This window comes from Cellulosimicrobium sp. PMB13, assembly GCF_051294865.1.
GTDB lineage: Bacteria > Actinomycetota > Actinomycetes > Actinomycetales > Cellulomonadaceae > Cellulosimicrobium.
In genome coordinates, this window is the sequence record NZ_CP145910.1 from 2,102,625 (window position 1) to 2,125,916 (window position 23,292).

A 23,292-nucleotide genomic window follows, 5' to 3' on the forward strand; every position below is an offset into this window, starting at 1 on the left:
GCGGGCCGCTCCGTAGGCTGGACGTGGCACCGGACGCCACGTCCGGTGCCACCACAGCTGCCGCCAGCCTGGCCTCCCCGCCAGCCGACGAACGAGGACCCCGTGACCGAGGCCGTGTCGACCTTCCTGGAGAACCTGGAGGCCTGGATCCTCGCGCTCGCGGCGTCCGGGTGGATCTATCCCGCGCTGCTCGGCTTCGCGACGATCGACGGCTTCTTCCCGCCGATCCCCAGCGAGTCGGTCGTCATCACGCTCGCCGTCTCGGCGCACGCGACCGGGTCGCCGAACCTGCTGCTCGTCCTCCTCATCGCCGCGGTCGGTGCGTGGACGGGTGACCAGATCGCCTTCTCCCTGGGCCGCGTCGTCGGCACCGACCGCATCGCCTTCCTGCGCACGGCGCGCGGTCGCAAGGCGGTCGCGTGGGCCGAGCGCGCGCTCGCCCACCGAGGGGCGTCGTTCATCCTCGCGGCGCGCTACATCCCGGTCGGCCGCGTGGCGGTGAACATGACGGCGGGCGCCGTGGGCTACCCGCGCCGGCGCTTCATGGCGTTCTCCGCGATCGCCGCGGTGACGTGGGCGATCTACTCCGTCCTCATCGGCCTCGTCGCGGCACAGTGGCTCGGCCACGAGCCGCTGCTCGCGATGGTCGTCGGCGTCGTCATCGGGATCGCCGCCGGGTTCGTCATCGACCGGATCCTCATGGTCCGCGCCCGACGCCGCAGGGCGCTCCCGGTCGTCGGTGCGGCCCCGGAGGCGACGACGGACGCACCCGCCGTACGGCCCGGCACCGCGGGGGCGTCGAGCGCCGGCACGGCGTCGGGCAACACCGTGACGAGCGCACCGGGGGAGGCCGACGCGGCGTCGGGCACCAGCGCCGGGAGCGCCGGGCGCCTGAACGGCTGACCCGCTCAGAGCTTGCGCAGGCGCACCCGCTGGACCGAGTGGTCCGAGCCCTTCGTGAGCACGAGCGTGGCGCGCCCCCGCGTCGGCAGGATGTTCTGCTCGAGGTTCGGTGCGTTGATCGAGTCCCAGATCGACCGGGCCCGCTCCACGGCCTGCTCGTCCGTGAGGTCCGCGTAGCGGCGGAAGTACGACTCGGGGCGCGCGAACGCGGTGCGGCGCAGCGTGAGGAACCGGTCGACGTACCACTGCCGCACGTTGCGCGTCCGCGCGTCGACGTAGATCGAGAAGTCGAAGAAGTCCGAGACGGCGACGGTCGACTCGTCGTGCGCGCTCGGACGGGCCGGTTGCAGGACGTTCAGCCCCTCGACGACCAGCACGTCCGGCTTGCGGACGACCGCCTCGGCGCCGGGCACGATGTCGTACGTGAGGTGGTCGTAGACCGGCGCCCGGACCTCGTCGTGGCCCGCCTTGACCTTCGAGAGGAAGCGGATCAGAGCGCGTCGGTCGTAGGACTCGGGGAAGCCCTTGCGCTCCATGAGTCCCCGGCGCTGGAGCTCCGCGTTCGGGTAGAGGAAACCGTCCGTCGTGATGAGCTCGACCCGCGGCGTCTCGGGCCAGCGTGCGAGCATCTCCCGCAGCACGCGCGCCGTCGTGGACTTGCCGACGGCGACGGACCCCGCGACGCCGATGACGTACGGCGTGGACCCCGTGTCCTCGCGCAGGAACGTCGACGTCGCCTCGTGCAGCCCCGCCGTCGCGGTGACGTAGAGGTTGAGCAGGCGCGAGAGCGGCCGGTACACCGCGTCGACCTCCGCGAGGTCGATCGGGTCACCCAGGCCACGCAGGCGCGTGACGTCGGCGTCGGTCAGCGGGAGCGGCGTGGACTCCGAGAGGCGGCTCCACGCCGCACGGTCGAGATCGACGTACGGCGACGACGGACTGGCGATCAGGCGGGTCAGGGCGTCGGTCGACTCGGGTGCGGAGGAGGACACCCGTCCGATTCTGCCGGATGTTCGACGGCGCGCGTGCCGTGGAGCCCTTGCGTCGGTCGCGGGTCGGTCGCGGGCCGTCGCCTGCGCGGACGACGTGCTCGGGCCGCCGCGCCGTCGCCCTGGTCTTTCGGCTCACGTCTTGGGAGCGCGGCTCTGACGCCCTTCGCACGTCGTCCGCTCCGGCGTCGGCCTGCTCGTCGTCCAGCTTTCGGTGGTTCGTCGTCCGCTGCGGTGCCGGCCCGCTCGTCGGTCCGGTCGCGCCGTGCGTGGCGCGGTCAGCGGGGACGACGGCGCGGTGTCGGTTCGACCGGGGCGCCCGGTCCGGGGAGTGCGAGGTCGGGGATCCGGGACATGAGGGCCTGGGCGTCGGCGGGCGCGTGGGCGTGGACGTCGTTGTCGAAGTACACCTCGACGGCGTGGCCGGCGGCGTGCCAGCGGCGGACCCGCTCGGCCCAGGCGTCGAGCACGTGCGGTCGGTAGGCGCTCGTGTAGAGCTCCGTGTCGCCGTGCAGGCGCACGTAGACGAGCGGGGCGGTCACCGCGTCGATCAGGGGCCAGCGTCCCGCGCCGTCGGAGATCGCGAGAGCGACGCCGTGCTCGCGCAGGAGGTCCAGCGCGCCCGGCTCGGCGAAGGACGCGTGGCGGGGCTCGAGGGCGTGGACGATCGGCCGGTCGGTCGTGACCTCGGTCCAGGGGTCGGCGCGCAGGCGGTCGTCGTGGCTCTGCGCGAGTCGGGCGGCGTCCGACGTCGTGCGGGGGAGCAGCGCGAGGAACGACTCGAGCGTGGGCCGGTCGAACGCGGTGCGTTCCGGGAGCTGCCAGACCACCGGACCGAGGCGGTCCTCGAGGGCGACGACGCCGCTCGCGAAGAAGTTGGCGAGCGGCGTCCGGACGTCGCGCAGTCGCTTCATGTGCGTGATGAACCGGCCGCCCTTGACCGCGAACGTGAATCCGGGCGGCGTCTGCTCGCGCCAGGTCACGAACGACGACGGGCGTTGGAGCGAGTAGAACGAGCCGTTGAGCTCGACGGCCGGGAAGGTGGACGCCACGTGCTCGAGCTCGCGGCGCTGCGGGAGACCGGGCGGGTAGAACCGGCCGCGCCAGTCCGCGTACCGCCATCCGGACAGGCCGATGCGGACGGTCGACATGCCCACACTGTGCCCCGCCGTGCGGTGGCTCGCCGTTCGGAGTTAGGCAGGGGACCTGACGAAGAGGCGGGGAATCCTGCGGCTCCGGAGGGGGCGTCAGGCGTCGCTAGACTCGACGACCATGTGCGGAATCGTGGGTTACGTGGGCCCTGGAACCATGGTGGGGGAGGCCTCGGGGCGACCCCTCGACGTCGCCCTCGAAGGACTCGGCCGGCTCGAGTACCGCGGCTACGACTCCGCGGGGGTCGCGCTCGTGGGCCCCGGGATCGACGCGGTCGCGTTCGCGAAGAAGTCCGGGAAGCTGGCCAACCTGGTCGCCGAGATCGACGAGCACCCGCTGCCGGCGTCGACGGCCTCGATCGGGCACACCCGGTGGGCGACCCACGGCGGACCGACCGACACCAACGCCCACCCGCACCTCGCGGACGGCGACCGGCTCGCGGTGATCCACAACGGGATCGTCGAGAACTTCGCGACGCTCAAGGCGGAGCTCGTCGCCGACGGCATCACCTTCCTCTCCGAGACGGACACCGAGGTCGCTGCGCAGCTCCTCGCGCGGGCGTACCGCGACACGAAGGACCTAACCACGGCGATGGGCCAGGTCGCGCGCCGGCTCGAGGGCACCTTCACGCTGCTCGCCGTGCACGCGGACTCCCCGGACACCGTGGTGGGCGCGCGGCACGACTCGCCGTTGGTCGTCGGGATCGGGGAGGGCGAGAACTTCCTCGGCTCGGACGTCGCGGCGTTCATCTCCCACACCAAGGAGGCGCTCGAGCTCGGGCAGGACCAGATCGTCACGATCACGCCGACCTCGGTCGAGGTGACGGACTTCGACGGCAACCCGGCCGAGGCCAAGCGCTACACGGTCGACTGGGACGCCGCGGCGGCCGAGAAGGGCGGCTTCTCGTCCTTCATGGACAAGGAGATCCACGACCAGCCGCACGCCGTCGGCGACACGCTGCTCGGGCGGACGGACACGTCGGGCCGGCTCGTGCTCGACGACCTGCGCATCGACGAGGCCGTGCTGCGGTCGGTCGACAAGATCATCGTCGTGGCCTGCGGCACGGCCGCGTACTCGGGCCACGTCGCGAAGTACGCGATCGAGCACTGGTGCCGCATCCCCGTCGAGGTCGAGCTCGCGCACGAGTTCCGCTACCGCGACCCGATCGTCGACGAGAAGACGCTCGTCGTCGCCGTGACCCAGTCCGGCGAGACGATGGACACGCTCATGGCCGTGCGCCACGCGCGCGAGCAGGGCGCCAAGGTCATCTCGATCGTCAACACCCACGGTTCGACGATCCCGCGCGAGTCGGACGCGGTGCTCTACACGCACGCCGGCCCCGAGATCGCGGTCGCGTCGACCAAGGCGTTCCTGTCGCAGATCACCGCGGCGTACCTGCTGGGTCTGTACCTCGCGCAGCTGCGCGGGAACAAGTTCCCCGACGAGATCTCCGCGATCCTCGACGACCTGCGCGACATGCCCCGCAAGATCCAGACCGTCATCGAGCGCGGCGAGTACGTGCGCGCCACGGCCCGGTCGATGAAGGACGCGTCGTCGGTCCTGTTCCTCGGCCGGCACGTCGGGTTCCCGGTGGCGCTCGAGGGCGCGCTCAAGCTCAAGGAGCTCGCGTACATCCACGCCGAGGGCTTCGCGGCCGGCGAGCTCAAGCACGGACCGATCGCGCTCATCGACGAGGGTCAGCCGGTGTTCGTCATCGTCCCGTCGCCGCGCGGTCGGGAGGGACTGCACTCGAAGGTCATCTCCAACATCCAGGAGATCCGGGCGCGCGGCGCGCGCACGCTCGTGATCGCGGAGGACGGCGACGACGCGGTGCGCCCGTACGCCGACGAGATCTTCTGGGTCCCGGAGTCGCCCACCCTGCTGTCCCCGCTGCTCGCGGTCGTCCCGCTGCAGATCTTCGCGATGGCGCTCGCCACGGCGAAGGGTCTCGACGTCGACCAGCCGCGCAACCTCGCGAAGTCGGTCACGGTCGAGTAGCCCCGACGTCGCCGACCAGGTGGTCGTGGCCCGTCCGGTCGACCGGACGGGCCACGACCGCGCTCGGCGGACGGGAGGGCATGGTCGGCGGCAGCGCCGGACCGCGTGGTCGACGCCGGGTCGCGCCGTAGGGTGAGCGCATGATCATCGGGGTGGGGATCGACGTCGTCGACGTCGCGCGGTTCATGGAGTCGATCGAACGCACCCCGCGGCTCCGCGAGAAGCTGTTCACGCCGGCCGAGCGCGACCTCCCGCCGTCGTCGCTCGCAGCGCGGTTCGCCGCGAAGGAGGCGATCGCCAAGGCGCTCGGGGCACCCGGCGGCATGCACTGGCACGACGCCACGGTGCACCGTGTCGTCGGCGGGCCGCCCGAGGTCGAGATCACCGGGACCGTCGCCGCGCGCGCCGAGGAGCTGGGCGTCCGCACGTTCCACCTGTCGATCTCGCACGACGCCGGCATCGCGTCGGCGATGGTCGTCGCGGAGGGCTGACCGGACGCCGATCACGACACGCTGCCGACCACGTGATGACGGCCCGTTCGTGGGACCGGACGGACCGCGATCACCTGGTCGGCGGGAGCGGGGTCAGTCCTGGAGCGCCGGGATGACCTCGCGCTCGAACAGCTCGATGCCGCTGCGGTCGTACGCCGCCTCCGCGAAGTAGGTGATCGCGTACGACAGGCCGAGCCCGCGCAGCTCGGTGAGCTTCTCGACGATCTGCTCCGGCGTGCCCACGAGCGGACCGCGCCGCGCCTTCTCGGCCTCCTCCGGCGCCCGCTCGGGCAGCGTCAGCGCGTAGTGCTCCTCGATCCAGGCGATGCGGTCGTCGACCTCGGCCTCCGTCGCGCCGATGACCACGTTGTAGTCCGCGGTGCGGGTGATCTCCTCGAACGGCCGGCCGATCGCCTCGCAGTGGCCGCGCAGCACCTCGGACTTGTGCGCGAAGCCCTCGGGCGACCCGTCGAAGTTGGTGTACTGCGCGTGCTCGGCCGCGATGCGCAGCGTCTTCTTCTCGCCACCGCCCGCGATCCACAGCGGCGGCCCGTCGACCTGCAGCGGCAGCGGCGCGAGCCGGGCGCCGTCGACCTGGTAGTGCGTGCCGTCGAGCGTCGCGACGCCGTTCGTCCACAGCTGCTTGAAGATCTGCACGCCCTCGTCGAGCGCCGCGATGCGCTCGCCGGCGCGCGGGAACCCGTAGCCGTAGGCGCGCCACTCGTGCTCGTACCAGCCGGCACCGATGCCCATCTCGACGCGGCCGCCGCTCACGACGTCGACCGTCGCCGCGACCTTCGCGAGGTAGGCCGGGTTGCGGTACGCCATGCACGTGCACATCTGGCCGAGGCGGATCCGCTCGGTCGACGCGGCGAACGCGGCCATGAGGGTCCACGCCTCGTGCGTCGCCTCGTCCGTCGGCTCCGGGACGGTGTGGAAGTGGTCGTACACCCAGATCGACTCCCAGGCGTTCGGTGCGCCGGGAAGCCCGTCGCCGGCGAGCGCCGAGTCGGCGTGCCGGGCGAGGGACCGCATGGTCTCCCACTGGTCCGCGGGGTCGATGCCGACGAGGTCGAGCCGCCAGCCCTGGGGGATGAAGAGTCCGAAGCGCATGACCGCCACCCTAGGGTCTTGCCCGCGCGCTCGCGCCCGGCCCCGGTCGTGTCCCACGGGGCGGACACGGCGGGACGTGGGCAGGATGAGCGGCATGATCGAAGCCTGGTCCGTCGCCGACGTCCGCGCCGCCGAGCAGCCGCTCCTCGAGGCCGGCGTCCCGCTCATGGAGCGCGCGGCGTTCGCGCTCGCGACCGTCGTCGCGCGCGACGTCGCCCGCGCCCGGTCCGTCGTCGGGCCCGACGGCGGCCGGCGTGACGGGCGGGTGACGGGCGCCCGGGTGGTGCTGCTCGTCGGATCGGGCAACAACGGTGGCGACACGCTCTACGCGGGCGCCCACCTCGCGCGCCGGGGCGCGCTCGTGACCGCCGTGCTCACGGGCGAGCGCGTGCACGGCGAGGGCCTGGCGGCGCTGCGCCGCGCGGGCGGGACCGCCCGGGACGTCACCGCGACGCGCGCAGCAGCGAGCCCGCCGGCACCGTCCGGCCGCGGATCCGTGCCCGACCACGCGCCCGGCGCCGAGCCCGACCACGCGCCCGACGACGTGCTCGCGCCGGTGATCGACGAGGTGCTGCACGCCGACGCGGTGCTCGACGGTCTCGTCGGTATCGGCGCGACGGGCGCTCTGCGCGGGCTCGCGGGCGAGCTCGTGGGCCGGCTGGTCGACGCGCTCGGCGCGGCGGCCCCACGCCCGTGGGTCGTGGCCGTGGACGCGCCGAGCGGCATCGGGGTCGACGACGGGACCGTCCCGGGGCCGGTGCTGCGCGCCGACCGCACGGTGACCTTCGGCGCCGCGAAGCCGGGCCTCCTGCTCCCGCCCGCGACGCTCGTGGTCGGCCACGGCGCGGTCGTGGACATCGGCCTCGCGCTCGACGCCTCGGCGGGTTCCGCCCCCGGCGTCGGTGGGGACCCGGACGCCGGTGCCGGCCCGGGCGCCGATGGTGCCCCCCACCCCGCCGCCCGTCCCCGGAGGGCGCCCGCCGTCCGACGCCTCGAGACCGCCGACGTCGCGGCGCTGTGGTCCGTCCCCGGCCCGACCGACCACAAGTACACGCGCGGCGTGCTGGGGGTCGTCGCGGGCACGCCCACCTACCCCGGGGCGGCGGTGCTCGTCTCGACCGCCGCCGTCCGCACCGGTCCCGGCATGGTGCGCTACCTCGGACCCGACGACGTCACGCGGGCCGTGCTCGCCGCACGCCCCGAGGTCGTGCCCGGCGCGGGCCGCGTCCAGGCCTGGTGCGTCGGGTCCGGCGTCCCGGCGGCCGCCGGCCCGGACGACGAGCCCGTGGACGACGGCGGCCAGCACGACCGCATCCGGCGGGCCCTCGCCGCCGCGACCGCACAGGACGCCGAGCTGTCGGCACCGGACCGGCAGGGGGACCCGTCGTCCGCGGACGGCCGGCAGGGCGACCTGTTGTCAGCGGACAACCGGCCTGGAGACGCGTCGTCCGCTGACGACCGGTCGCGTGGTACGTCGACGCCTCGCGTGGCCGCCGTCGTGGACGCGGGGGCGCTGTCTCTGCTGCCCGAGCGGTGTCCGCCGTCCGTCGTGATCACGCCCCATGCCGGTGAGCTCGCGACGCTCCTCTCCACCCGCGGGGAGGACGTCTCGCGGACGGACGTCGACGCCGAGCCGTGGCGGTGGGCGCGCCGGGCCCACGAGCTCACGGGCGCGACGGTGCTCCTCAAGGGAGCGGTGACGCTCGTCGTCGGGCCGGAGGCCACGTGGTCCCAGGCGGACGCGCCGCCGTGGCTGGCAACCGCCGGGGCGGGCGACGTGCTCGCGGGGGTCCTGGGAGTCCTTCTCGCGGCGCACGCCGAGCGCGTCGTCGCGGAGCAGGGGCTCGCGGCCGAGCTCGCCGCAGCCGCTGCCCTGGTGCACGGGCTCGCTGCCGAGAGGGCGAACCCCGGCGGGCCGGTCGCCGCGCTCGACGTCGCGGACCAGGTGCCGCACGTCGTCGCGGAGCTGCTCGCCGCACGCTGAGCCGCGCGCCGCGTCCCGCGACGTGCGGAGGGTGCCACGGCGCGCCGGTACCGTGGACGGGTGGTCCCCCTGCCCGTGCGTGACGGCCTCAACCCGACGCGCCTCGTCCTGCCGCACGACGCCGCGAGCGTCGCGCGCTGGACGCGCACGCTCGACTACGTGCGGCACCGCTTTCCCGACGACGCGGCGCGCCTCACCGAGAAGGTGGCCGCGGGCGAGGTGGTGGACGGTCGCGGGAATCGCGTCGACGACCGCACGCCCTACGCGCCGCGCGGGTTCGTGTTCCTCTACCGCGACCCGCCCGTCGAGCCCGACGTGCCGTTCGAGATCCGGGTGCTGCACCGCGACCGGGACCTGCTGGTCGTGGACAAGCCGCACTTCCTCGCGACGATCCCGCGCGGTGCCCACGTCGCGCGCTCCGTCCTCGTGCGGCTCCGCCGCGATCTCGACCTGCCCGAGCTCAGCCCGGCGCACCGCCTCGACCGCGTCACGGCCGGTGTCCTGCTGCTGACGATCCGTCCGCAGGTCCGCGGCGCGTACCAGGAGCTCTTCGCGCGGCGCGAGGTCCGCAAGACGTACGAGGCGATCGCCCCGTACGACCCGTCGCTCGACCTCCCCGCCACGGTCCGCAGCCGCATCGTCAAGCAGCGCGGCGTGATGCGCGCCGAGGAGGTGCCGGGAGAGCCGAACGCGGAGAGCCGTGTCGACCTCCTGGAAGCCGACGGGGCGCGGGGGCTCGCGCGCTACCGGCTCGAGCCGCACAGCGGCAAGACCCACCAGCTGCGCCTCCACATGAACCGCCTCGGCGTGCCGATCCTGCACGACAACTTCTACCCCGTGCAGTACGACGTCGCGCCCGACGACTACTCGAGGCCGCTGCAGCTCGTGTCGCGCTCGCTCGACTTCGTCGACCCTCTGGACGGCCGCCCACGCCGGTTCGAGACCGACCGGGTGCTCGACGCCTGGTGAGCGACGGGTGAGAGAATCGTCGACCGTGAGCGACACCCAGCGCACGACCCCCTCCGGTCAGGCTCCCGGGAACCCCGGTGGGCCGGACGTGCACGCCTACCCGGCGCGTGCCGTCGTCGACCTCGCCGCGATCCGGGACAACGTCCGCGCCCTGGCGGGCCACGCGCCGGGGGCGCAGGTCATGGCCGTCGTCAAGGCCGACGCGTACGGGCACGGGCTCGTGCCGAGCGCGCTCGCGGCGATCGCGGGCGGCGCGACGTGGCTCGGCACCGCCCAGCCGAGCGAGGCGCTCGCGTTGCGTGCGGCGGGCGTCGGCCCCGAGCGGGCGCGGCTGCTCACGTGGCTCTACCCGCCCGGCGCGCCGCTGCGCGAGCTGCTCGACGCGGACGTGGACGTGTCCGTCGCGGCGCCGTGGGCCCTCGACGAGGTCGTCGCCGCGGCGCGGGCCGCGGGCCGTACCGCGCGCGTGCACGTCAAGGTCGACACGGGCCTCGGGCGCAACGGCATCATGCCCGTCGACCTGCCCGCCGTCCTCGACGCCGCGGCCCGCGCGTCCGCCGAGGGTCTCGTGCGGGTCGTCGGGGTCTGGTCCCACCTCGCGTTCGCGGACGAACCCGGGCACCCGAGCGTCGTCGCGCAGGCCGAGGTCCTCGACGACGCCGTCCGGCTGGCCGAGGCGTCGGGCGCGCAGCTCGAGGTGCGACACCTCGCGAACTCGGCCGCGACGCTCACCGCCCCGCGGACCCACTACGACCTCGTGCGCCCGGGGCTCGCGGTCTTCGGGATGTCGCCGGTGCCCCAGCTCGGGCCGCCGCAGGACTTCGGCCTGCGACCCGCCATGACCCTCGAGGCGCGGCTGGCCACCGTCAAGCGCGTGGGGGCGGGTCAGGGCGTCTCGTACGCGCACGCCTACACGACGGAGCGCGAGACGGTGCTCGGTGTCGTGCCGCTGGGGTACGGGGACGGGATCCCGCGGCACGCGTCGGGCGGACCCGCGGGCCCGACGGCGACGACCGGCGCACCGGCACCCGGTGGCCCGCTGCTCGTCGGTACCGGCGCGAGCGAGCGGGTGCTGCGCGTCCGGGGCCGCGTGTGCATGGACCAGGTCATGCTCGACCTGGGACCCGGCGCGACCGAGCGGGCGGGCGACGTCGTGACGCTCTTCGGCGCGGGCGCCGGCCTCGAGCGCGGGGGCGCGCCCACCGCGGAGGACTGGGCGCAGGCCGCTGGCACCATCAGCTACGAGATCACGACCCGGCTCGGGGCCCGCGTCCCGCGCGTGCCCGTGGGCCTGGACGTGCTCGACGACGCCGCCCGCGCCCTGCTGGCCCGGCCGACGACCGAACCGGCCGCACCGACCGCACCCGAGAGGACCATGGCACCGTGACCGAGCCCACTGCCGACCCCACCGCCCCGGCCGAGGGACCGTCCCTCCACGTCGTCCTGCCCGACGCCGAGACGACGCGCGCGTTCGGCGCCGCGCTCGCGGGCGTCCTGCGCGCGGGCGACCTCGTCGTCCTCACGGGCGACCTCGGCGCCGGGAAGACCACCCTGACGCAGGGCATCGGCGCGGGGCTCGGGGTGCGGGGCCAGGTCGCGTCGCCGACGTTCATCGTCGCGCGCGAGCACCCGTCGCTCCGGGGCGGTCCGGCGCTCGTGCACGTGGACGCGTACCGCCTCGGCTCGCTCGACGAGGTCGACGCGCTCGACCTCGACTCGAGCCTCGACGAGTCCGTGACCGTCGTGGAATGGGGCAGCGGGCTCGTCGAGTCCCTCGCGGGCGACCGGCTCGAGATCGTCCTGGAGCGTCCGCGCGGCGGGGTGAGCACGGACGACGCACCCGAGGCCGGCGCGCGCCGCGTCGTGCTGCGGGCCGTGGGCCCGCGCTGGTCCGACCTCGACGTCGACGCGCTCGCTCGTGCCGCGGGGGTCCGGGCCGCGGCGGGGCCGGGGGAGGAGCCAACGGGCCGCGACGACGCCACGGCTCCGCCCGCACAGCCGTAGGCTGGTTCCGTGGCTGTTCTCGCGCTCGACACCTCTGCGTCCGTGACCGTCGCCGTCGTCGGGGACGACGGCGCCCGCCTGGCCCGGCGCGAGGCGCCCGAGCGCCGTCGGCACGCGGAGGCCCTCGCCCCGCTGGTCGAGGAGGCGCTCGCGGAGGCCGGCGTCGAGCGGTCGGAGCTCACGGCGGTCGCGGTCGGTACCGGCCCGGCGCCGTTCACCGGGCTGCGCGTCGGCCTGGTGACCGCGCGGGCGATCGGCTTCGCGCTCGGCGTACCGGTGCTGGGCGTGCCCAGCCTCGACGCGCTCGCGGCACAGGCCGTGAGCGACCTCGGCCTCACCCCCGACGCCGAGGTGCTGGTCGCGACCGACGCCCGCCGTCGCGAGGTGTACTGGGCGCGGTACCGCGTCGTCGCGCACGAGGGTCCCCACGCCGTCCCGGTCCTGGAGACGGTGGCCGGGCCCGACGTCGGGCCTGCCACGACGGTCGCCGAGCAGGCCGCGGGCGCCGTCGTCGTCGGGGAGGGCGCGTCGCTGTACGCCGACGCGCTCGGCCTCGCGGAGGACGCCCCGCTCGTCCCCGACGCCGCGGTGCTCGCCCGGCTCGCGATCGCCCGGCGCGACGCCGGCGCGGACCAGCCCACCGAGCCGCTGTACCTCCGCCGTCCGGACGTCCAGGAGCCGGCGGGCGCGAAGCGCGTGAGCGACGGCACGGCGGCGACGCGATGAGCGCGCGCCGGTACGAGATCCGCCTGCGCCCGCTGCGCGCGGCGGACCTGGACCGCGTGGTCGAGCTCGAGCGCGAGCTCTTCGGCCGTGGCGCCTGGACGTACGGCATGCTCGCCGACGAGCTCGCGGGTCTGGGGCGCTGGTACGTCGCGGCCGAGCCCGTGCGTCTCTACGCGGCGGGACCGCAGCCCGTCGTCGGGTACGCGGGCCTGTGGTTCGACGGCGACGTCACGCAGATCATGACCATCGGCGTCGACCCGGCGTTCCAGCACCAGGGCGTCGGCTCGACGCTCCTCGACGCCCTCGTCGCGCGCTCGCGCGAGCTGCGTGCGAGCGCGGTCCTGCTCGAGGTCCGCGTCGACAACGACGCGGCGCTCGCGATGTACGCCAAGCACGGCTTCGAGCAGCTCGGCATCCGCAAGCGGTACTACCAGCCCGAGGACGTCGACGCGTACACGATGCGGCTCGAGCTCACCCCCCTGGGCGACGACGACCCCGACTACGGCACGGCCTCCGACGCGGGGAGCGTCCTCGCGTGACGCCCCGGGAGCGGGTCCTCGTCGATGCGCCGGCGCTCGCGGCGGCCCTCGGCACGGTGGGTCCTCCGACCGTCCTCGACGTCCGGTGGGCGCTCGGCGTCACCGACGGGCGCGAGCGCTACCTCGCGGGCCACGTGCCCGGGGCCGTGTACGCGGACCTCGAGTCCGAGCTCGCGGCGCCGCCGTCGCCCGCCGCGGGGCGGCACCCGCTGCCGGACCCGCAGGACCTGCAGGACGCGGCACGTCGCTGGGGCGTGCGCGGAGACCGCGGCGTGGTCGTCTACGACGCCGTCGGTGGCACGTCGGCGTCGCGCGCGTGGTGGCTCCTGCGCTGGGCCGGTCACGACGACGTACGGATCCTCGACGGCGGCCTCGCCGCGTGGGAGCGCGCCGGCCTGCCGGTCGCGGAGGGCGAGGTGCGCGCGGAGCCGGGCGACGTCGTCGTCACCCCGGGCGCGCTGCCGGTCCTCGACGCCGACGACGCTGCCGGGCTCGCGGCGTCGGGCGTGCTGCTCGACGCGCGCGCGGGCGAGCGCTACCGCGGCGAGGTGGAGCCGGTGGACCCGCGCGCGGGCCATGTCCCGGGCGCGACGAGCGCACCGACGACCGCGAACCTCGCCGACGACGGGACGTTCCTCGACGACGCGGCGCTGCGCGAGCGGTTCGCCGCCCTCGGGGTCGCGGCCGGGCGGGCCGCGGACGTCCCGGTCGGGGTGTACTGCGGGTCCGGCGTCACCGCGGCGCACGAGATCGCGGCGCTCGCGACGCTCGGGATCGACGCGGCGCTGTACGCGGGCTCGTGGTCGCAGTGGTCGAACGACCCGGCCCGGCCCGTCGAGACCGGGCCGGGCGCGTAGGTCAGACGACGGCGACGGCCTGCTCGGGGGCGAGGCGCGGCGCGCGCGGGTACGGGGTGCCCTCGCCGTCGGCGACACCGACGTTGATGACGAGCATCGACTTCCAGCCGCTGTCCGCGAAGAACTCGGCGTCGATCGCGTCGCGGTCCATGCCGTTCATCGGACCGGCCGCCAGGCCCGCCGCGCGCAGGCCGACGACGAGGTAGCCGGTCTGGATGAGGGCGCTCGTGCGCGCCATGTCGTCGCGCACCTCGGGGACGCCGTCGAGGTTGTCGCGCATGCCCGGGACGTGGGGGAACAGCGTGTCGAGGTGGACGTGGAACGCGGGGTCGTACGCGACGACGAGCGACAGCGGCGCGGTCGCGACGCGCTCCTTGTTGCCGTCGGCCATGTTGGCGACCAGGCGCTCGCGCGCCTCGGGGGAGCGGACCGCGAGCACGCGCAGGGGCACGGTGTTCATCGCGGTGGGGCCCCACTTGATGAGGTCGTAGACCGCGGCGAGCTGCTCGTCGGTCACCTCGGCGTCGGTGAACTGCGCCGTGGTGCGCGCCTCGCGGAAGAGGCGGTCCGCCGTGGCGTCGTCGATGTGCAGTGCTGCGGGGGCAAGGGTCTCAGTGCTCATGCCCGGGGCAACGGTCAAATCTTCAACCATCTTCCCGGCCGCGCGTGTGACGTGCGCGACAGCCGCGGACCCGTCGGCCGCACGACTACCCTGGACCCCATGGTTTCCCCTGTGGTCGCGAGCGGCGGCGAGCCCCTCGTGCTCGGCATCGAGACGTCCTGCGACGAGACCGGTGTCGCCCTCGTCCGGGGCCGCGAGCTCCTCGTGGACACCGTCGCGAGCTCGATGGACGAGCACGCGCGGTTCGGCGGCATCATCCCGGAGGTCGCGTCGCGCGCCCATCTCGAGGCGATGATCCCCACGCTCGAGCGCACGCTCGGGACCGCGGACGTCGACCTGTCCGAGATCGACGCGATCGCGGTGACCGCCGGTCCGGGTCTCGTGGGTCCCCTGACGATCGGCGCGTCCGCGGCGAAGGCGCTCTCACTCGCGCTCGGCAAGCCCTTGTACGGCGTCAACCACGTCATCGGGCACGCGGCCGTCGACGAGCTCGTGCACGGCGCCTTCCCCGAGCGCGTGATGGCGCTCGTGGTGTCCGGCGGGCACAGCTCGCTCCTGCTCGTGGACGACGTCGCGACGTCGGTCACCGAGCTCGGCTCGACGCTCGACGACGCCGCGGGCGAGGCGTTCGACAAGGTGGGCCGCCTCCTCGGCCTGCCCTACCCCGGCGGTCCGCACATCGACCGGCTCGCGCGGGAGGGCGACCCCACCGCGATCCGCTTCCCGCGCGGCCTCACCGCGCGCAAGGACCAGGAGAAGCACGCGTACGACTTCTCCTTCTCCGGTCTCAAGACCGCCGTCGCGCGATGGGTCGAGGCGCGGCAGGACGCGGGGGAGGAGATCCCCGTGCACGACGTCGCGGCCTCCTTCGCGGAGTCCGTCGCCGACGTCCTCACGGCCAAGACGATCGCCGCGTGCGAGCGGCACGGCGTCGACACCCTCGTGGTGGGCGGCGGCTTCTCCGCCAACTCGCAGCTCCGGGACATGGCCGCGAAGCGCTGCGCCGAGGCGGGCATCGAGCTGCGCATCCCGCCCATCCGGTACTGCACGGACAACGGCGCGATGATCGCGGCGCTCGGGTCCGCCGTCGTGCGCGCGGGAGTGGCGCCCTCGAGGCTCGACATCGGCGTCGACTCGTCGATGCCGCTCACCGTGACGCACGTGTGAACGGGCGCCCCGAGCCGGGCCTCACGCCCGACGAGGCGCTGCGGCGCGCCGACGCGTGGTGGCGCGCCGCAGCGTCGTCCACCGGGGCGTACCGCGCGGAGGCCGAGCGCGCGGCGCAGTACTGGGCGGCGCAGCACCGCGCGCTCGCGGCCCAGGTCGCGACGAGACCGGTGCCGGTCCGGCAGCCGTCCGGGCCGCCGCACGTCCCGTCCTACGGCACGCCGGCGCCGCCGCCCTACGGCACGCCGGCACCGCCGCCCTACGGCAACCCCGCCCCGCTCTACGGCAGTCCCGATCCGTCGGGCGCACGCTGGCCCGGGCACGGCGAGGTGGCGCCATCCGTGCAGGCGCGTCGCCGCCGCCTCCGGCGCGCACGCGGCCCGATGTCCGTCCTCGTGGTGCTGCTGGCCGTCGTCGGCTACGTCCTCAACGACAGCGGCACGCCGGGTCCGTGGGAGCCACGTCCCGGCGGGTCGGACGGTCTGCCGACCGAGCAGGAGGGCTCCGTCCCGCCGCCCACCGTGTGGGAGGACCCGACCCCCGACGCCGCGCCGTCGGAGTCGGGGACGGAGGCTCGCTGGCGGGCGGGCGACTACGCCCAGGAGCTCCCCGACCCGGTGCCGGGCGGTACGTCGTCCGTGCCGGCGTTCCTGCCCGACCACCCCGACCCCACGGAGTGGGTGACCGCCCTCAACCCCGCGAACGAGGGGGTCGAGGTCGTGTTCACCGACGACCCGACGTACAACTGCGGGATGGTGCACGTCGAGGAGCACGACGCCTGGGCGAACGGTGTCGCGGGCTGCTTCCACCCCTCCTACCCGTGGACGCTCTTCGTGTGGTGGGCGGAGGGGGCCGACCCCGCGACCAAGGAGTTCCTCCTCGCGCACGAGCTGTCGCACATGATCCAGTGGTGGCACGACTTCGACGTCGTGCAGTCGGCGGTCGACTCGGGGTTCGCCGAGGACGAGGAGTGGCAGCGCGCGGTCGAGACGGACGCCTCGTGCCGTGTGCTGTCGTGGGGCGGCTACTCGCGGGACGCGGCCGACCGGTCGTCGTCGCCGTGCGACACGGACGAGTGGTCCGAGGGGTGGCTCGCCGAGCGCGCTGCCGACCGCGGCGTCGTCCTGCGCGACTACTGACGCGTGCTCACAGTGGTCGCCCGGCCCGCATCTCGGCGACCAGCGACCGCACGACGGCGTCCAGCTCGCCGCCGTTGCGCCGGGCGACGGCGCGCTGGCGCTGGTACGACGCCCCGCGCCGCAGGATCGTGCGGACCCCGTCGAGCTCGTCGAGGCACCCGAGCCGCGCGGCCACGGGCTCGAGCTCGGTGAGGAGGCGTGCCACCGCGTCGGTGACGAGCTCCTCGTTCCCGGCGCGGTCGAGGATGATGATCGCGTCCATGCCGTAGCGCGCCGAGCGCCACTTGTTCTCCTGCGCGAACCACGGGGGGAGCGTGGGCAGCTCGCGGCCCTCGTCGAGCAGCGTCGAGAAGTGCTCGACGAGGCAGTGGGTCAGGGCGGCGAGGGCGAGGAGCTCCGTGACGTTCGTCGTGCCGTCGCAGATGCGGGTCTCCAGCGTGCCGAACCGGGGCGCCGGGCGCAGGTCCCAGCGGATCTCGCTGAAGTCGTCGATCACCCCGGTGTGCAGCATGTCGGCGACGTAGCCCTCCAGGTCGGGCCACGCCTCGAACTGGAAGGGCAGGCCCGCGGTAGGCAGCTGCTGGAACATCAGCGCGCGGTTCGACGCGTACCCCGTGTCCTTGCCGCCCCAGAAGGGGGAGCTCGCCGAGAGCGACTGCAGGTGCGCGAAGCACGTGAGCATCGCGCGCTGGATCGGCAGAACCTTGGCGCGGTCCTCGATGCCGACGTGCACGTGCACGCCGTAGATCAGCATCTGCCGTCCCCACCACTGGGTGCGGTCGATGAGCGTGGTGTACCGCTGCTTGTCGGTGACCTTCTGCTGCGCCCAGCGCGCAAACGGGTGCGTGCCCGCGCACATGAGCTCGACGCGCAACGGGTCGGTGACCGCGCGGATCTCCTCGATCGAGCGCTCGAGGTCCCTGCCCGCCTCGCCGACCGTCCGGTGCACCCCGCTGACGACCTCGACGGTGTTGAGCAGGAGCTCCTGCTTGATCGACGGGTGCTCGCCGCCGCCCGCCGGGCGGACGGCGTCGAGCACGGTCCGCGCGACCTGCCGCAGGTCGCCGGAGTCGGCGTCGACGAGCGCGAGCTCCCACTCGAGACCGACGGTGGAGCGCTCGGAGCGCGCGAAGGGGATCTCCACGGCGTCAGCCCTCCCGCCCGGTGGCGGTGACCCGGTCGAGAGGCTCGACGACGAGCACGCGCTGCTGCCCCCCGACGCGTGTCAGGACCACCGTGGCCTCGGCGTCTCCGGTGAGCGCGAGCTGCTTGCGCAGCTGCTCGGGCGTGACGGCCGTCCCGCGCTTCTTGATCGTGAGCCGCCCGACGCCGCGCTCGCGCAGGTACGCGCGCAGCCGCTTGAGGCCGAACGGCATGGTGTCGAGCACCCGGTACCCGCGCGCGAGCCCGGCCGCGAGACCGTTCTCGCCCACCGGGGCGGGGGAGTCCGTCGTGACGTACGCGATGGTCCGGTCGAGGAGCCGGCCCCCGAGCTCGGCCGCGGCGTGCCCGACGAGACCGGCCCGGATCACCGCGCCGTCGGGCTCGTACAGGTAGTGCCCGACGTCGCCGGCGTCGGGCACGACGTCCTCGTCGCCCGGGCGGTGCGCGAGCGAGCGGGCGACGGTGTGCTCGGTCCCGTCCGGGTCCGTGCGGGTCGTGAGGACGAGCGCGGCCCGGCCCGGCCCGGCAGGAGCGAGCGGGCCGAACCACAGGGCGGCCTCGACGACGTCGCCGTCGACGGACACCCACTCGGTCTCCGCGTCGGCCGGGAGCCCGTTGTGCGAGATCCCGGGCCCCACCTTGATGCCCACGGCCGGGACCCGGTCGCGCAGCGCCCACACGGCGTCGAGCGGCGGGGCGTAGGCGCGCGGGTCGAACACGCGCGACCCGGAGCGGGTGCGCCGCGCGGGGTCGGCGTAGACCCCCTCGACGCCCTCGGCCGCGAGATCGAGCGCGAGACCGTCGCCGTGGCGCACCTCCGCCTCGGGGAAGTGCCGGAGGTTCACGGTCGCGAGGGCGGCGGTGAGCTCGTCGACGTCGGTCGCGAGCACGTGCAGGCCGGTCCCGGCGAACGCGAGCGAGTCCGCGCCGATGCCGCACGTGAGGTCGGCGACCTTCGTGACACCGGCCTCGAGGTAGCGCTGCGCGTGCCGGGCCGCGACGACCAGGCGGGTCGCCTGCTCCAGGCCGGCCTGGGTGAACAGCATGCCGTCGGCGAACGACCCGAACTTGGCGCGTGCGGCGGCCCGCAGGCGCGACTGCGTGAGCGCCGCCGCCGCGAGGTCGGGGTCCACGCCCTTCGCGCGCAGCCCCGCCGACAGCACGAGCGCCTGGTGCTCGTCGTAGGGCGGCAGCGCGCCGAGCAGGGCCCAGCCCTCGGGGCTGAGCAGCTTCGACAGCGCGGCGGCATCCATGCGTCGATCCTTCCACGGACGTGCGCCCGCGTGCGCCCCGGCCCGGTGAGGTGTCGAACGCCGAGGGCCGTGGTCCACGTCGCGCCGCCCTGCGCGAACACGCTGGCACTCGCCTTGACCGAGTGCTAACCGCGACCTAGATTGGGCAGCGGGTCGGCGCCGTCTGCGACGGTGGCCACCCCACGAGCGACCCGGCTGCCGGCACCCGCGACGACGGCCAGCCACGGTGCGCTCGACCCAACCGTCAGCAGTTCTCACAGCGAAAGGGGAGGTCCGACGTGTCGGTCCCCATCAAGCCGCTCGAGGACCGGATCGTCGTGAAGGCCCTCGAGGCCGAGACCACGACCGCATCCGGCCTGGTCATCCCGGACACCGCCAAGGAGAAGCCCCAGGAGGGCGAGGTCCTGGCCGTCGGTCCGGGCCGTGTCGACGACAACGGCAACCGCGTCCCCCTGGACGTGACCGTCGGCGACAAGGTCATCTACAGCAAGTACGGCGGCACCGAGGTCAAGTACGGCGGCGAGGACTACCTCGTCCTGTCCGCGCGCGACATCCTCGCCGTCGTGGTCGGCTGACCCAGCCGGCACCGTACGCCACAGGGCCCCGCGACCGTCCCGGTCGCGGGGCCCTGTCGTCGCCGCGGACGGGTCGCCCCACCCGTCGCGGCGGTGCCGGCGCCCGTGCTGAGCGTCCGCGCCGGCCGGTCCTTCGCGCTGCTGCGGGTCGTCGTCGACCCGCAGCAGCCATGTCCTGGTCGGGCCGTCAGCCCGTCTTGCGCCCGGAGCCCGCGAGGATCGCCGCGCGCTCGTCCTCGCTCAGCCCGCCCCACACGCCGTACGGCTCGCGCACGCGCAGCGACTGCTCGCGGCACTGCATCATCACCGGGCACGAGTGGCAGATCGCCTTCGCGGCCTCTGCGCGTCGTCGTCGCGTCGAGCCACGCTCGCCCTCGGGGTGGAAGAACAACGTGTCGTCCTGATCGCGGCACGAACCCTGGTACTGCCATTCCCAGAGTTCCATCACCGGTCCGGGGAGCCTCGAGATCTCTGCCATGGCGAACAACCTACAAGCGTTGCAGAAGTTGTTCAAGTCCCTGTGTGGATCACGTGAACCCGCAGGTCGTAGCGCGGTCGAGTTTCGGCTCGGACCGGCATCGCGCCAGCCGCCGGGGAAGTGCGTCTGAGCGCGGTGGCGAGGGACGACGACGGCGCGATGCGGGAGGCCCCCTGGCGCGTTCGCCATCAGGGTGAACAAGTGCTGCACAGCGTGCGGCGCGAACCAGGTCACGGTGTGGTCGAGGTCGGGCGGGCGAGTGGCGGGACGTGGGCGTGATCGGCAGAATCGCTCCATGACCTCCGTGCGGTCCGCCCCCGACCCCGAGGGAGCCCGACCGACCATGCCTCACAGTCCCGGTCTCGCCGTCGCCGTCGTCGCCCGACGACTCGGCGTCGCGCCCGCGACCCTGCGCACCTGGGACCGCCGCTACGGCCTGGGACCCTCGGAGCACCGCGCCGGCTCGCACCGCCGCTACACCGACGACGACGTCGCCCGCCTGTTCATCATGCGGCGCCTGACGCTGGAGGGGGTGGCCCCCGCGGACGCCGCGCGGAACGCGCTCACGGCTGACGGCGACGAGCTCGCCGCCCACCGGGGGACGAACGCGACCCTCGAGCCCGCGGACGCGGTCGTCGACGCGGAGGACCTGGTCGACGACGAGCCGGCCGACGACGAGGAGCCCGTCGGGACGGTCCCCCACGGCGGGGCGGCACGGCCGTTCCTGCGCGCCGTCCCGGGAGGCGAGAAGCGCGGCCCGTCCGCTCCCCGGATCGGCGGGCTGCGCGACGCGCGTCCCGTGACCGTCTCCGACGTGGTCGACGCGGCCATCGCCTACGACCAGCGCACGTGCGACCGCCTTCTGCGGATCCCGGCCGGCGTCGACCCCGCCGAGTGGTGGTCCGACCTCGTCGAGCCGGCGCTCGACCGTCTCGCCGAGCGCACGGTCCTCGCGACGTCCGGCGAGGTGCCCGAGGTCGTGCTCGCCAACGCCACGCTGGGTGCGCTCCGCGAGTACACCCAGGCACGGGAGGACGCGATCGTCGCGGCGGGCGGCCCGCCGCGCAATCACCCCAGCCGCATGCGCCGCATCGTGCTGGTGTTCGCCGCACCCGACGAGCCGCTGCCCCTCGCCGCGCACGCCCTCGCGGCCGCGCTCGGCGCGCACGGCGCGATGGCCCGGATCGTCACCGGCCCGGCGAACGTGCACCGCACGCTCGAGCTCGTGACGATGGTCCGTCCCGCAGCCGTCGCGATGGTGACCACGCAGGCCCGGCCGGACCTCGGGATCGTGCACGCCACCTTCGAGGCCAACCCCGGTCTCCCGGTGTTCGTCGGCCTGCCCAGCGACGACGTCGCCGCCGACCTCCCGCTCGCCCCCACGGTGCACCGGGTGCGCAGCTTCCCGGGGCTGCTCCACGAGCTCCTCGCCGTCGTGCGCTGACCGGCACGGCGCCCCGTCCGGGGCGCCGCCGGGCACGTCGCCGTCAGGGAGCGACGGGTCGCGCACGGGAATAACGGGCGGCCTCGCGGCGTAGAATCCGGGTGTGACCGCCTCGCCCGCTCCCGGTTCCACGCCCGCCCCCTCGCCCGCGCCCGGGCACGACCCGTTCGGCTTCCTCGGCCTCACGTACGACGACGTGCTGCTGCAGCCCGGGTACTCGGACCTGGCGCCGTCGGAGATCGACACGACGACCCGCCTCACGCGCGAGATCTCGATCCGCGTCCCGCTGATCTCGGCGGCCATGGACACCGTCACGGAGTCGCGCATGGCGATCGCCATGGCGCGCCAGGGCGGCATCGGGGTGCTGCACCGCAACCTGTCCATCGAGGACCAGGCGTACCAGGTGGACCTCGTGAAGCGGACGCAGACGGGCATCATCTCCAACCCCGTGACGATCGGGCCCGACGCGACGCTCGAGGAGCTCGACCGGACCGCGGGGGAGTACCGCATCTCCGGCTTCCCGGTCCTCGACGCGCAGCAGCGCCTCGTCGGCATGGTCACCAACCGGGACCTGCGCTTCACGCCCGTCGCCGAGTGGGCGACGACGAAGGTCGACGAGGTCATGACGCGGCAGCCCCTCATCACCGGCCCGTCGGGCATCTCGCGCGAGGACGCGACAGCGCTGCTGCGCAAGCACAAGATCGAGCGCCTGCCGCTCGTCGACGCGGACGGGCACCTCACCGGCCTCATCACGGTCAAGGACTTCGTGAAGTCGGAGCAGTTCCCGAACGCGTCGAAGGACGGCCAGGGCCGCCTCCTCGTCGGCGCGGCGATCGGCTACTTCGGCGACGCGTGGCAGCGCGCGACCACCCTCATCGAGGCCGGCGTCGACGTGCTCGTCGCCGACACGGCGCACGGCAACGTCCGCATGCTCATCGACATGGTGCGCCGCCTCAAGACGGACCCCGCGACGCGCGACGTCCAGGTCATCGGCGGCAACGTCGCGACGCGCGAGGGCGCCCAGGCGTTCGTCGACGCCGGCGCGGACGCCGTCAAGGTGGGCGTCGGGCCGGGCTCGATCTGCACCACGCGCATCGTCACGGGCGTCGGTGTCCCGCAGGTCACGGCCGTCTACGAGGCGTCCCTCGCGGCCCGTCCCGCAGGCGTGCCCGTCATCGCCGACGGCGGCATGCGCCACTCGGGCGAGATCGGCAAGGCGATCGTCGCGGGCGCCGAGGCGGTCATGCTCGGCTCGATGCTCGCCGGGACCGAGGAGTCGCCCGGCGAGACGATCCTCGTCCACGGCAAGCAGTACAAGGCGTACCGCGGCATGGGCTCGATGGGCGCGATGTCGTCGCGCGGCAAGAAGTCCTACTCCAAGGACCGGTACTTCCAGGCCGAGGTCACGAGCGACGACATGATCGTCCCGGAGGGCATCGAGGGCCAGGTCCCGTACAAGGGCACGCTCCAGGCCGTGTCGCACCAGCTCGTGGGCGGCCTGCACCAGACGATGTTCTACGTCGGCGCGCGCACCGTCCCCGAGCTGCAGGAGAAGGGCCGCTTCATCCGCATCACGTCCGCGTCGCTCAAGGAGAGCCACCCGCACGACGTGCAGATCACGGCCGAGGCGCCGAACTACACCGGGTTCTGAGCCGCAGGTCGCACGGCGGTGGGGTCGGACGGCGGGGCGGGTCGTGCCGGGTCTACCATCCGCCCGCTCGTTCC

Annotated in this window: 22 protein-coding genes; 15 read left to right on the forward strand and 7 right to left on the reverse strand. The window is 74.4% G+C overall.

Going from position 1 to position 23,292, the window contains the following annotated elements:
• Window positions 1-102: 102 nt before the first annotated feature.
• The gene (locus tag V5D56_RS09610; protein WP_435738784.1) at window positions 103-903 is read left to right on the forward strand and encodes a DedA family protein; all 801 of its coding nucleotides are present in this window, start codon (window positions 103-105) and stop codon (window positions 901-903) included.
• Between the two features lie 5 nt (window positions 904-908).
• On the opposite strand, the gene coaA is transcribed toward V5D56_RS09610, so the two are convergent.
• Window positions 909-1,895: a type I pantothenate kinase gene (gene coaA, locus V5D56_RS09615; protein ID WP_435738785.1), complete on the reverse strand. Its 987-nt coding sequence runs from the start codon at window positions 1,893-1,895 to the stop codon at window positions 909-911.
• 275 nt (window positions 1,896-2,170) lie between these two features.
• A complete protein-coding gene (locus V5D56_RS09620; protein ID WP_435738786.1) occupies window positions 2,171-3,043 on the reverse strand; it encodes a DUF72 domain-containing protein in 873 nt (290 codons plus the stop codon).
• A gap of 121 nt (window positions 3,044-3,164) precedes the next feature.
• On the opposite strand from V5D56_RS09620, the gene glmS reads away from it, so the two are divergent.
• Both glmS and V5D56_RS09630 read left to right on the forward strand, forming a co-directional pair.
• Window positions 3,165-5,042, forward strand: coding sequence for a glutamine--fructose-6-phosphate transaminase (isomerizing) (glmS, locus tag V5D56_RS09625; RefSeq protein ID WP_435738787.1), 1,878 nt, complete (start codon window positions 3,165-3,167; stop codon window positions 5,040-5,042).
• A 140-nt stretch (window positions 5,043-5,182) separates the two neighbouring features.
• Window positions 5,183-5,533: a holo-ACP synthase gene (locus V5D56_RS09630; protein ID WP_435738788.1), complete on the forward strand. Its 351-nt coding sequence runs from the start codon at window positions 5,183-5,185 to the stop codon at window positions 5,531-5,533.
• Between the two features lie 93 nt (window positions 5,534-5,626).
• Here V5D56_RS09630 and V5D56_RS09635 read toward each other — a convergent pair whose 3' ends face one another.
• Window positions 5,627-6,646 carry an LLM class F420-dependent oxidoreductase gene (locus V5D56_RS09635; RefSeq protein WP_435738789.1) on the reverse strand — a complete coding sequence of 340 codons (1,020 nt, stop codon included), beginning with the start codon at window positions 6,644-6,646 and terminating at the stop codon, window positions 5,627-5,629.
• Between the two features lie 94 nt (window positions 6,647-6,740).
• Here V5D56_RS09635 and V5D56_RS09640 point away from each other — a divergent pair, with 94 nt between their 5' ends.
• The 7 genes from V5D56_RS09640 (at window position 6,741) to V5D56_RS09670 (ending at window position 13,725) form a co-directional block, all read left to right on the forward strand.
• Entirely contained in the window at window positions 6,741-8,630 is a 1,890-nt protein-coding gene (locus tag V5D56_RS09640; protein ID WP_435738790.1) for a bifunctional ADP-dependent NAD(P)H-hydrate dehydratase/NAD(P)H-hydrate epimerase, read from the forward strand.
• A 60-nt stretch (window positions 8,631-8,690) separates the two neighbouring features.
• Window positions 8,691-9,599, forward strand: coding sequence for a pseudouridine synthase (locus V5D56_RS09645; RefSeq protein ID WP_435738791.1), 909 nt, complete (start codon window positions 8,691-8,693; stop codon window positions 9,597-9,599).
• An 88-nt stretch (window positions 9,600-9,687) separates the two neighbouring features.
• The gene (gene alr / locus V5D56_RS09650) at window positions 9,688-10,986 is read left to right on the forward strand and encodes an alanine racemase (protein ID WP_435738994.1); all 1,299 of its coding nucleotides are present in this window, start codon (window positions 9,688-9,690) and stop codon (window positions 10,984-10,986) included.
• The gene (gene tsaE, locus V5D56_RS09655) at window positions 10,983-11,603 is read left to right on the forward strand and encodes a tRNA (adenosine(37)-N6)-threonylcarbamoyltransferase complex ATPase subunit type 1 TsaE (RefSeq protein WP_435738792.1); all 621 of its coding nucleotides are present in this window, start codon (window positions 10,983-10,985) and stop codon (window positions 11,601-11,603) included. Before alr ends, tsaE begins: the two co-directional genes overlap by 4 nt.
• A gap of 9 nt (window positions 11,604-11,612) precedes the next feature.
• Complete coding sequence (tsaB, locus tag V5D56_RS09660) at window positions 11,613-12,329, forward strand: tRNA (adenosine(37)-N6)-threonylcarbamoyltransferase complex dimerization subunit type 1 TsaB (protein WP_435738793.1); 717 nt, start codon at window positions 11,613-11,615, stop codon at window positions 12,327-12,329.
• Window positions 12,326-12,868 (forward strand): ribosomal protein S18-alanine N-acetyltransferase, encoded by a 543-nt coding sequence (rimI, locus tag V5D56_RS09665; RefSeq protein WP_435738794.1) that lies wholly within the window; start codon window positions 12,326-12,328, stop codon window positions 12,866-12,868. Before tsaB ends, rimI begins: the two co-directional genes overlap by 4 nt.
• Window positions 12,865-13,725 (forward strand): sulfurtransferase, encoded by an 861-nt coding sequence (locus V5D56_RS09670; protein ID WP_435738795.1) that lies wholly within the window; start codon window positions 12,865-12,867, stop codon window positions 13,723-13,725. The genes rimI and V5D56_RS09670 overlap by 4 nt, the downstream gene beginning before the upstream one ends.
• Before the next feature lies 1 nt (window position 13,726).
• Here the strand turns inward: V5D56_RS09670 and V5D56_RS09675 are convergent, their stop codons facing one another.
• The gene (locus V5D56_RS09675; protein WP_435738796.1) at window positions 13,727-14,347 is read right to left on the reverse strand and encodes a malonic semialdehyde reductase; all 621 of its coding nucleotides are present in this window, start codon (window positions 14,345-14,347) and stop codon (window positions 13,727-13,729) included.
• Between the two features lie 99 nt (window positions 14,348-14,446).
• Between V5D56_RS09675 and tsaD the strand changes: the two genes are divergently transcribed.
• Both tsaD and V5D56_RS09685 read left to right on the forward strand, forming a co-directional pair.
• Window positions 14,447-15,514, forward strand: a complete 1,068-nt coding sequence (gene tsaD / locus V5D56_RS09680) for a tRNA (adenosine(37)-N6)-threonylcarbamoyltransferase complex transferase subunit TsaD (protein WP_435738797.1) — start codon at window positions 14,447-14,449, stop codon at window positions 15,512-15,514.
• Window positions 15,511-16,653 carry a hypothetical protein gene (locus V5D56_RS09685; RefSeq protein ID WP_435738798.1) on the forward strand — a complete coding sequence of 381 codons (1,143 nt, stop codon included), beginning with the start codon at window positions 15,511-15,513 and terminating at the stop codon, window positions 16,651-16,653. The genes tsaD and V5D56_RS09685 overlap by 4 nt, the downstream gene beginning before the upstream one ends.
• Window positions 16,654-16,660: 7 nt before the next feature.
• Here the strand turns inward: V5D56_RS09685 and V5D56_RS09690 are convergent, their stop codons facing one another.
• Window positions 16,661-17,797, reverse strand: coding sequence for a glutamate--cysteine ligase (locus V5D56_RS09690; RefSeq protein ID WP_435738799.1), 1,137 nt, complete (start codon window positions 17,795-17,797; stop codon window positions 16,661-16,663).
• A gap of 4 nt (window positions 17,798-17,801) precedes the next feature.
• The gene (locus V5D56_RS09695; RefSeq protein WP_435738800.1) at window positions 17,802-19,070 is read right to left on the reverse strand and encodes a THUMP-like domain-containing protein; all 1,269 of its coding nucleotides are present in this window, start codon (window positions 19,068-19,070) and stop codon (window positions 17,802-17,804) included.
• 278 nt (window positions 19,071-19,348) lie between these two features.
• Between V5D56_RS09695 and groES the strand changes: the two genes are divergently transcribed.
• A complete protein-coding gene (gene groES, locus V5D56_RS09700) occupies window positions 19,349-19,645 on the forward strand; it encodes a co-chaperone GroES (RefSeq protein WP_021482870.1) in 297 nt (98 codons plus the stop codon).
• Between the two features lie 187 nt (window positions 19,646-19,832).
• Here groES and V5D56_RS09705 read toward each other — a convergent pair whose 3' ends face one another.
• The gene (locus tag V5D56_RS09705) at window positions 19,833-20,123 is read right to left on the reverse strand and encodes a WhiB family transcriptional regulator (RefSeq protein WP_435738801.1); all 291 of its coding nucleotides are present in this window, start codon (window positions 20,121-20,123) and stop codon (window positions 19,833-19,835) included.
• Between the two features lie 295 nt (window positions 20,124-20,418).
• Here V5D56_RS09705 and V5D56_RS09710 point away from each other — a divergent pair, with 295 nt between their 5' ends.
• Window positions 20,419-21,567: a MerR family transcriptional regulator gene (locus V5D56_RS09710; protein ID WP_435738802.1), complete on the forward strand. Its 1,149-nt coding sequence runs from the start codon at window positions 20,419-20,421 to the stop codon at window positions 21,565-21,567.
• Between the two features lie 103 nt (window positions 21,568-21,670).
• Window positions 21,671-23,218, forward strand: a complete 1,548-nt coding sequence (gene guaB, locus V5D56_RS09715; RefSeq protein ID WP_435738803.1) for an IMP dehydrogenase — start codon at window positions 21,671-21,673, stop codon at window positions 23,216-23,218.
• The last annotated feature ends 74 nt before the right edge of the window (window positions 23,219-23,292 follow it).

What these genes read in the sequence shown, in the direction of transcription:
- V5D56_RS09620 (WP_435738786.1), bottom strand. Translation starts at nt 3,043, where the DNA reads ATGTCGACCGTCCGCATCGGCCTGTCCGGATGGCGGTACGCGGACTGG.
- glmS (WP_435738787.1), top strand. Translation starts at nt 3,165, where the DNA reads ATGTGCGGAATCGTGGGTTACGTGGGCCCTGGAACCATGGTGGGGGAG.
- V5D56_RS09630 (WP_435738788.1), top strand. Translation starts at nt 5,183, where the DNA reads ATGATCATCGGGGTGGGGATCGACGTCGTCGACGTCGCGCGGTTCATG.
- V5D56_RS09635 (WP_435738789.1), bottom strand. Translation starts at nt 6,646, where the DNA reads ATGCGCTTCGGACTCTTCATCCCCCAGGGCTGGCGGCTCGACCTCGTC.
- V5D56_RS09640 (WP_435738790.1), top strand. Translation starts at nt 6,741, where the DNA reads ATGATCGAAGCCTGGTCCGTCGCCGACGTCCGCGCCGCCGAGCAGCCG.
- rimI (WP_435738794.1), top strand. Translation starts at nt 12,326, where the DNA reads ATGAGCGCGCGCCGGTACGAGATCCGCCTGCGCCCGCTGCGCGCGGCG.
- V5D56_RS09675 (WP_435738796.1), bottom strand. Translation starts at nt 14,347, where the DNA reads ATGAGCACTGAGACCCTTGCCCCCGCAGCACTGCACATCGACGACGCC.
- tsaD (WP_435738797.1), top strand. Translation starts at nt 14,447, where the DNA reads ATGGTTTCCCCTGTGGTCGCGAGCGGCGGCGAGCCCCTCGTGCTCGGC.
- V5D56_RS09695 (WP_435738800.1), bottom strand. Translation starts at nt 19,070, where the DNA reads ATGGATGCCGCCGCGCTGTCGAAGCTGCTCAGCCCCGAGGGCTGGGCC.
- V5D56_RS09705 (WP_435738801.1), bottom strand. Translation starts at nt 20,123, where the DNA reads ATGGCAGAGATCTCGAGGCTCCCCGGACCGGTGATGGAACTCTGGGAA.
- V5D56_RS09710 (WP_435738802.1), top strand. Translation starts at nt 20,419, where the DNA reads ATGACCTCCGTGCGGTCCGCCCCCGACCCCGAGGGAGCCCGACCGACC.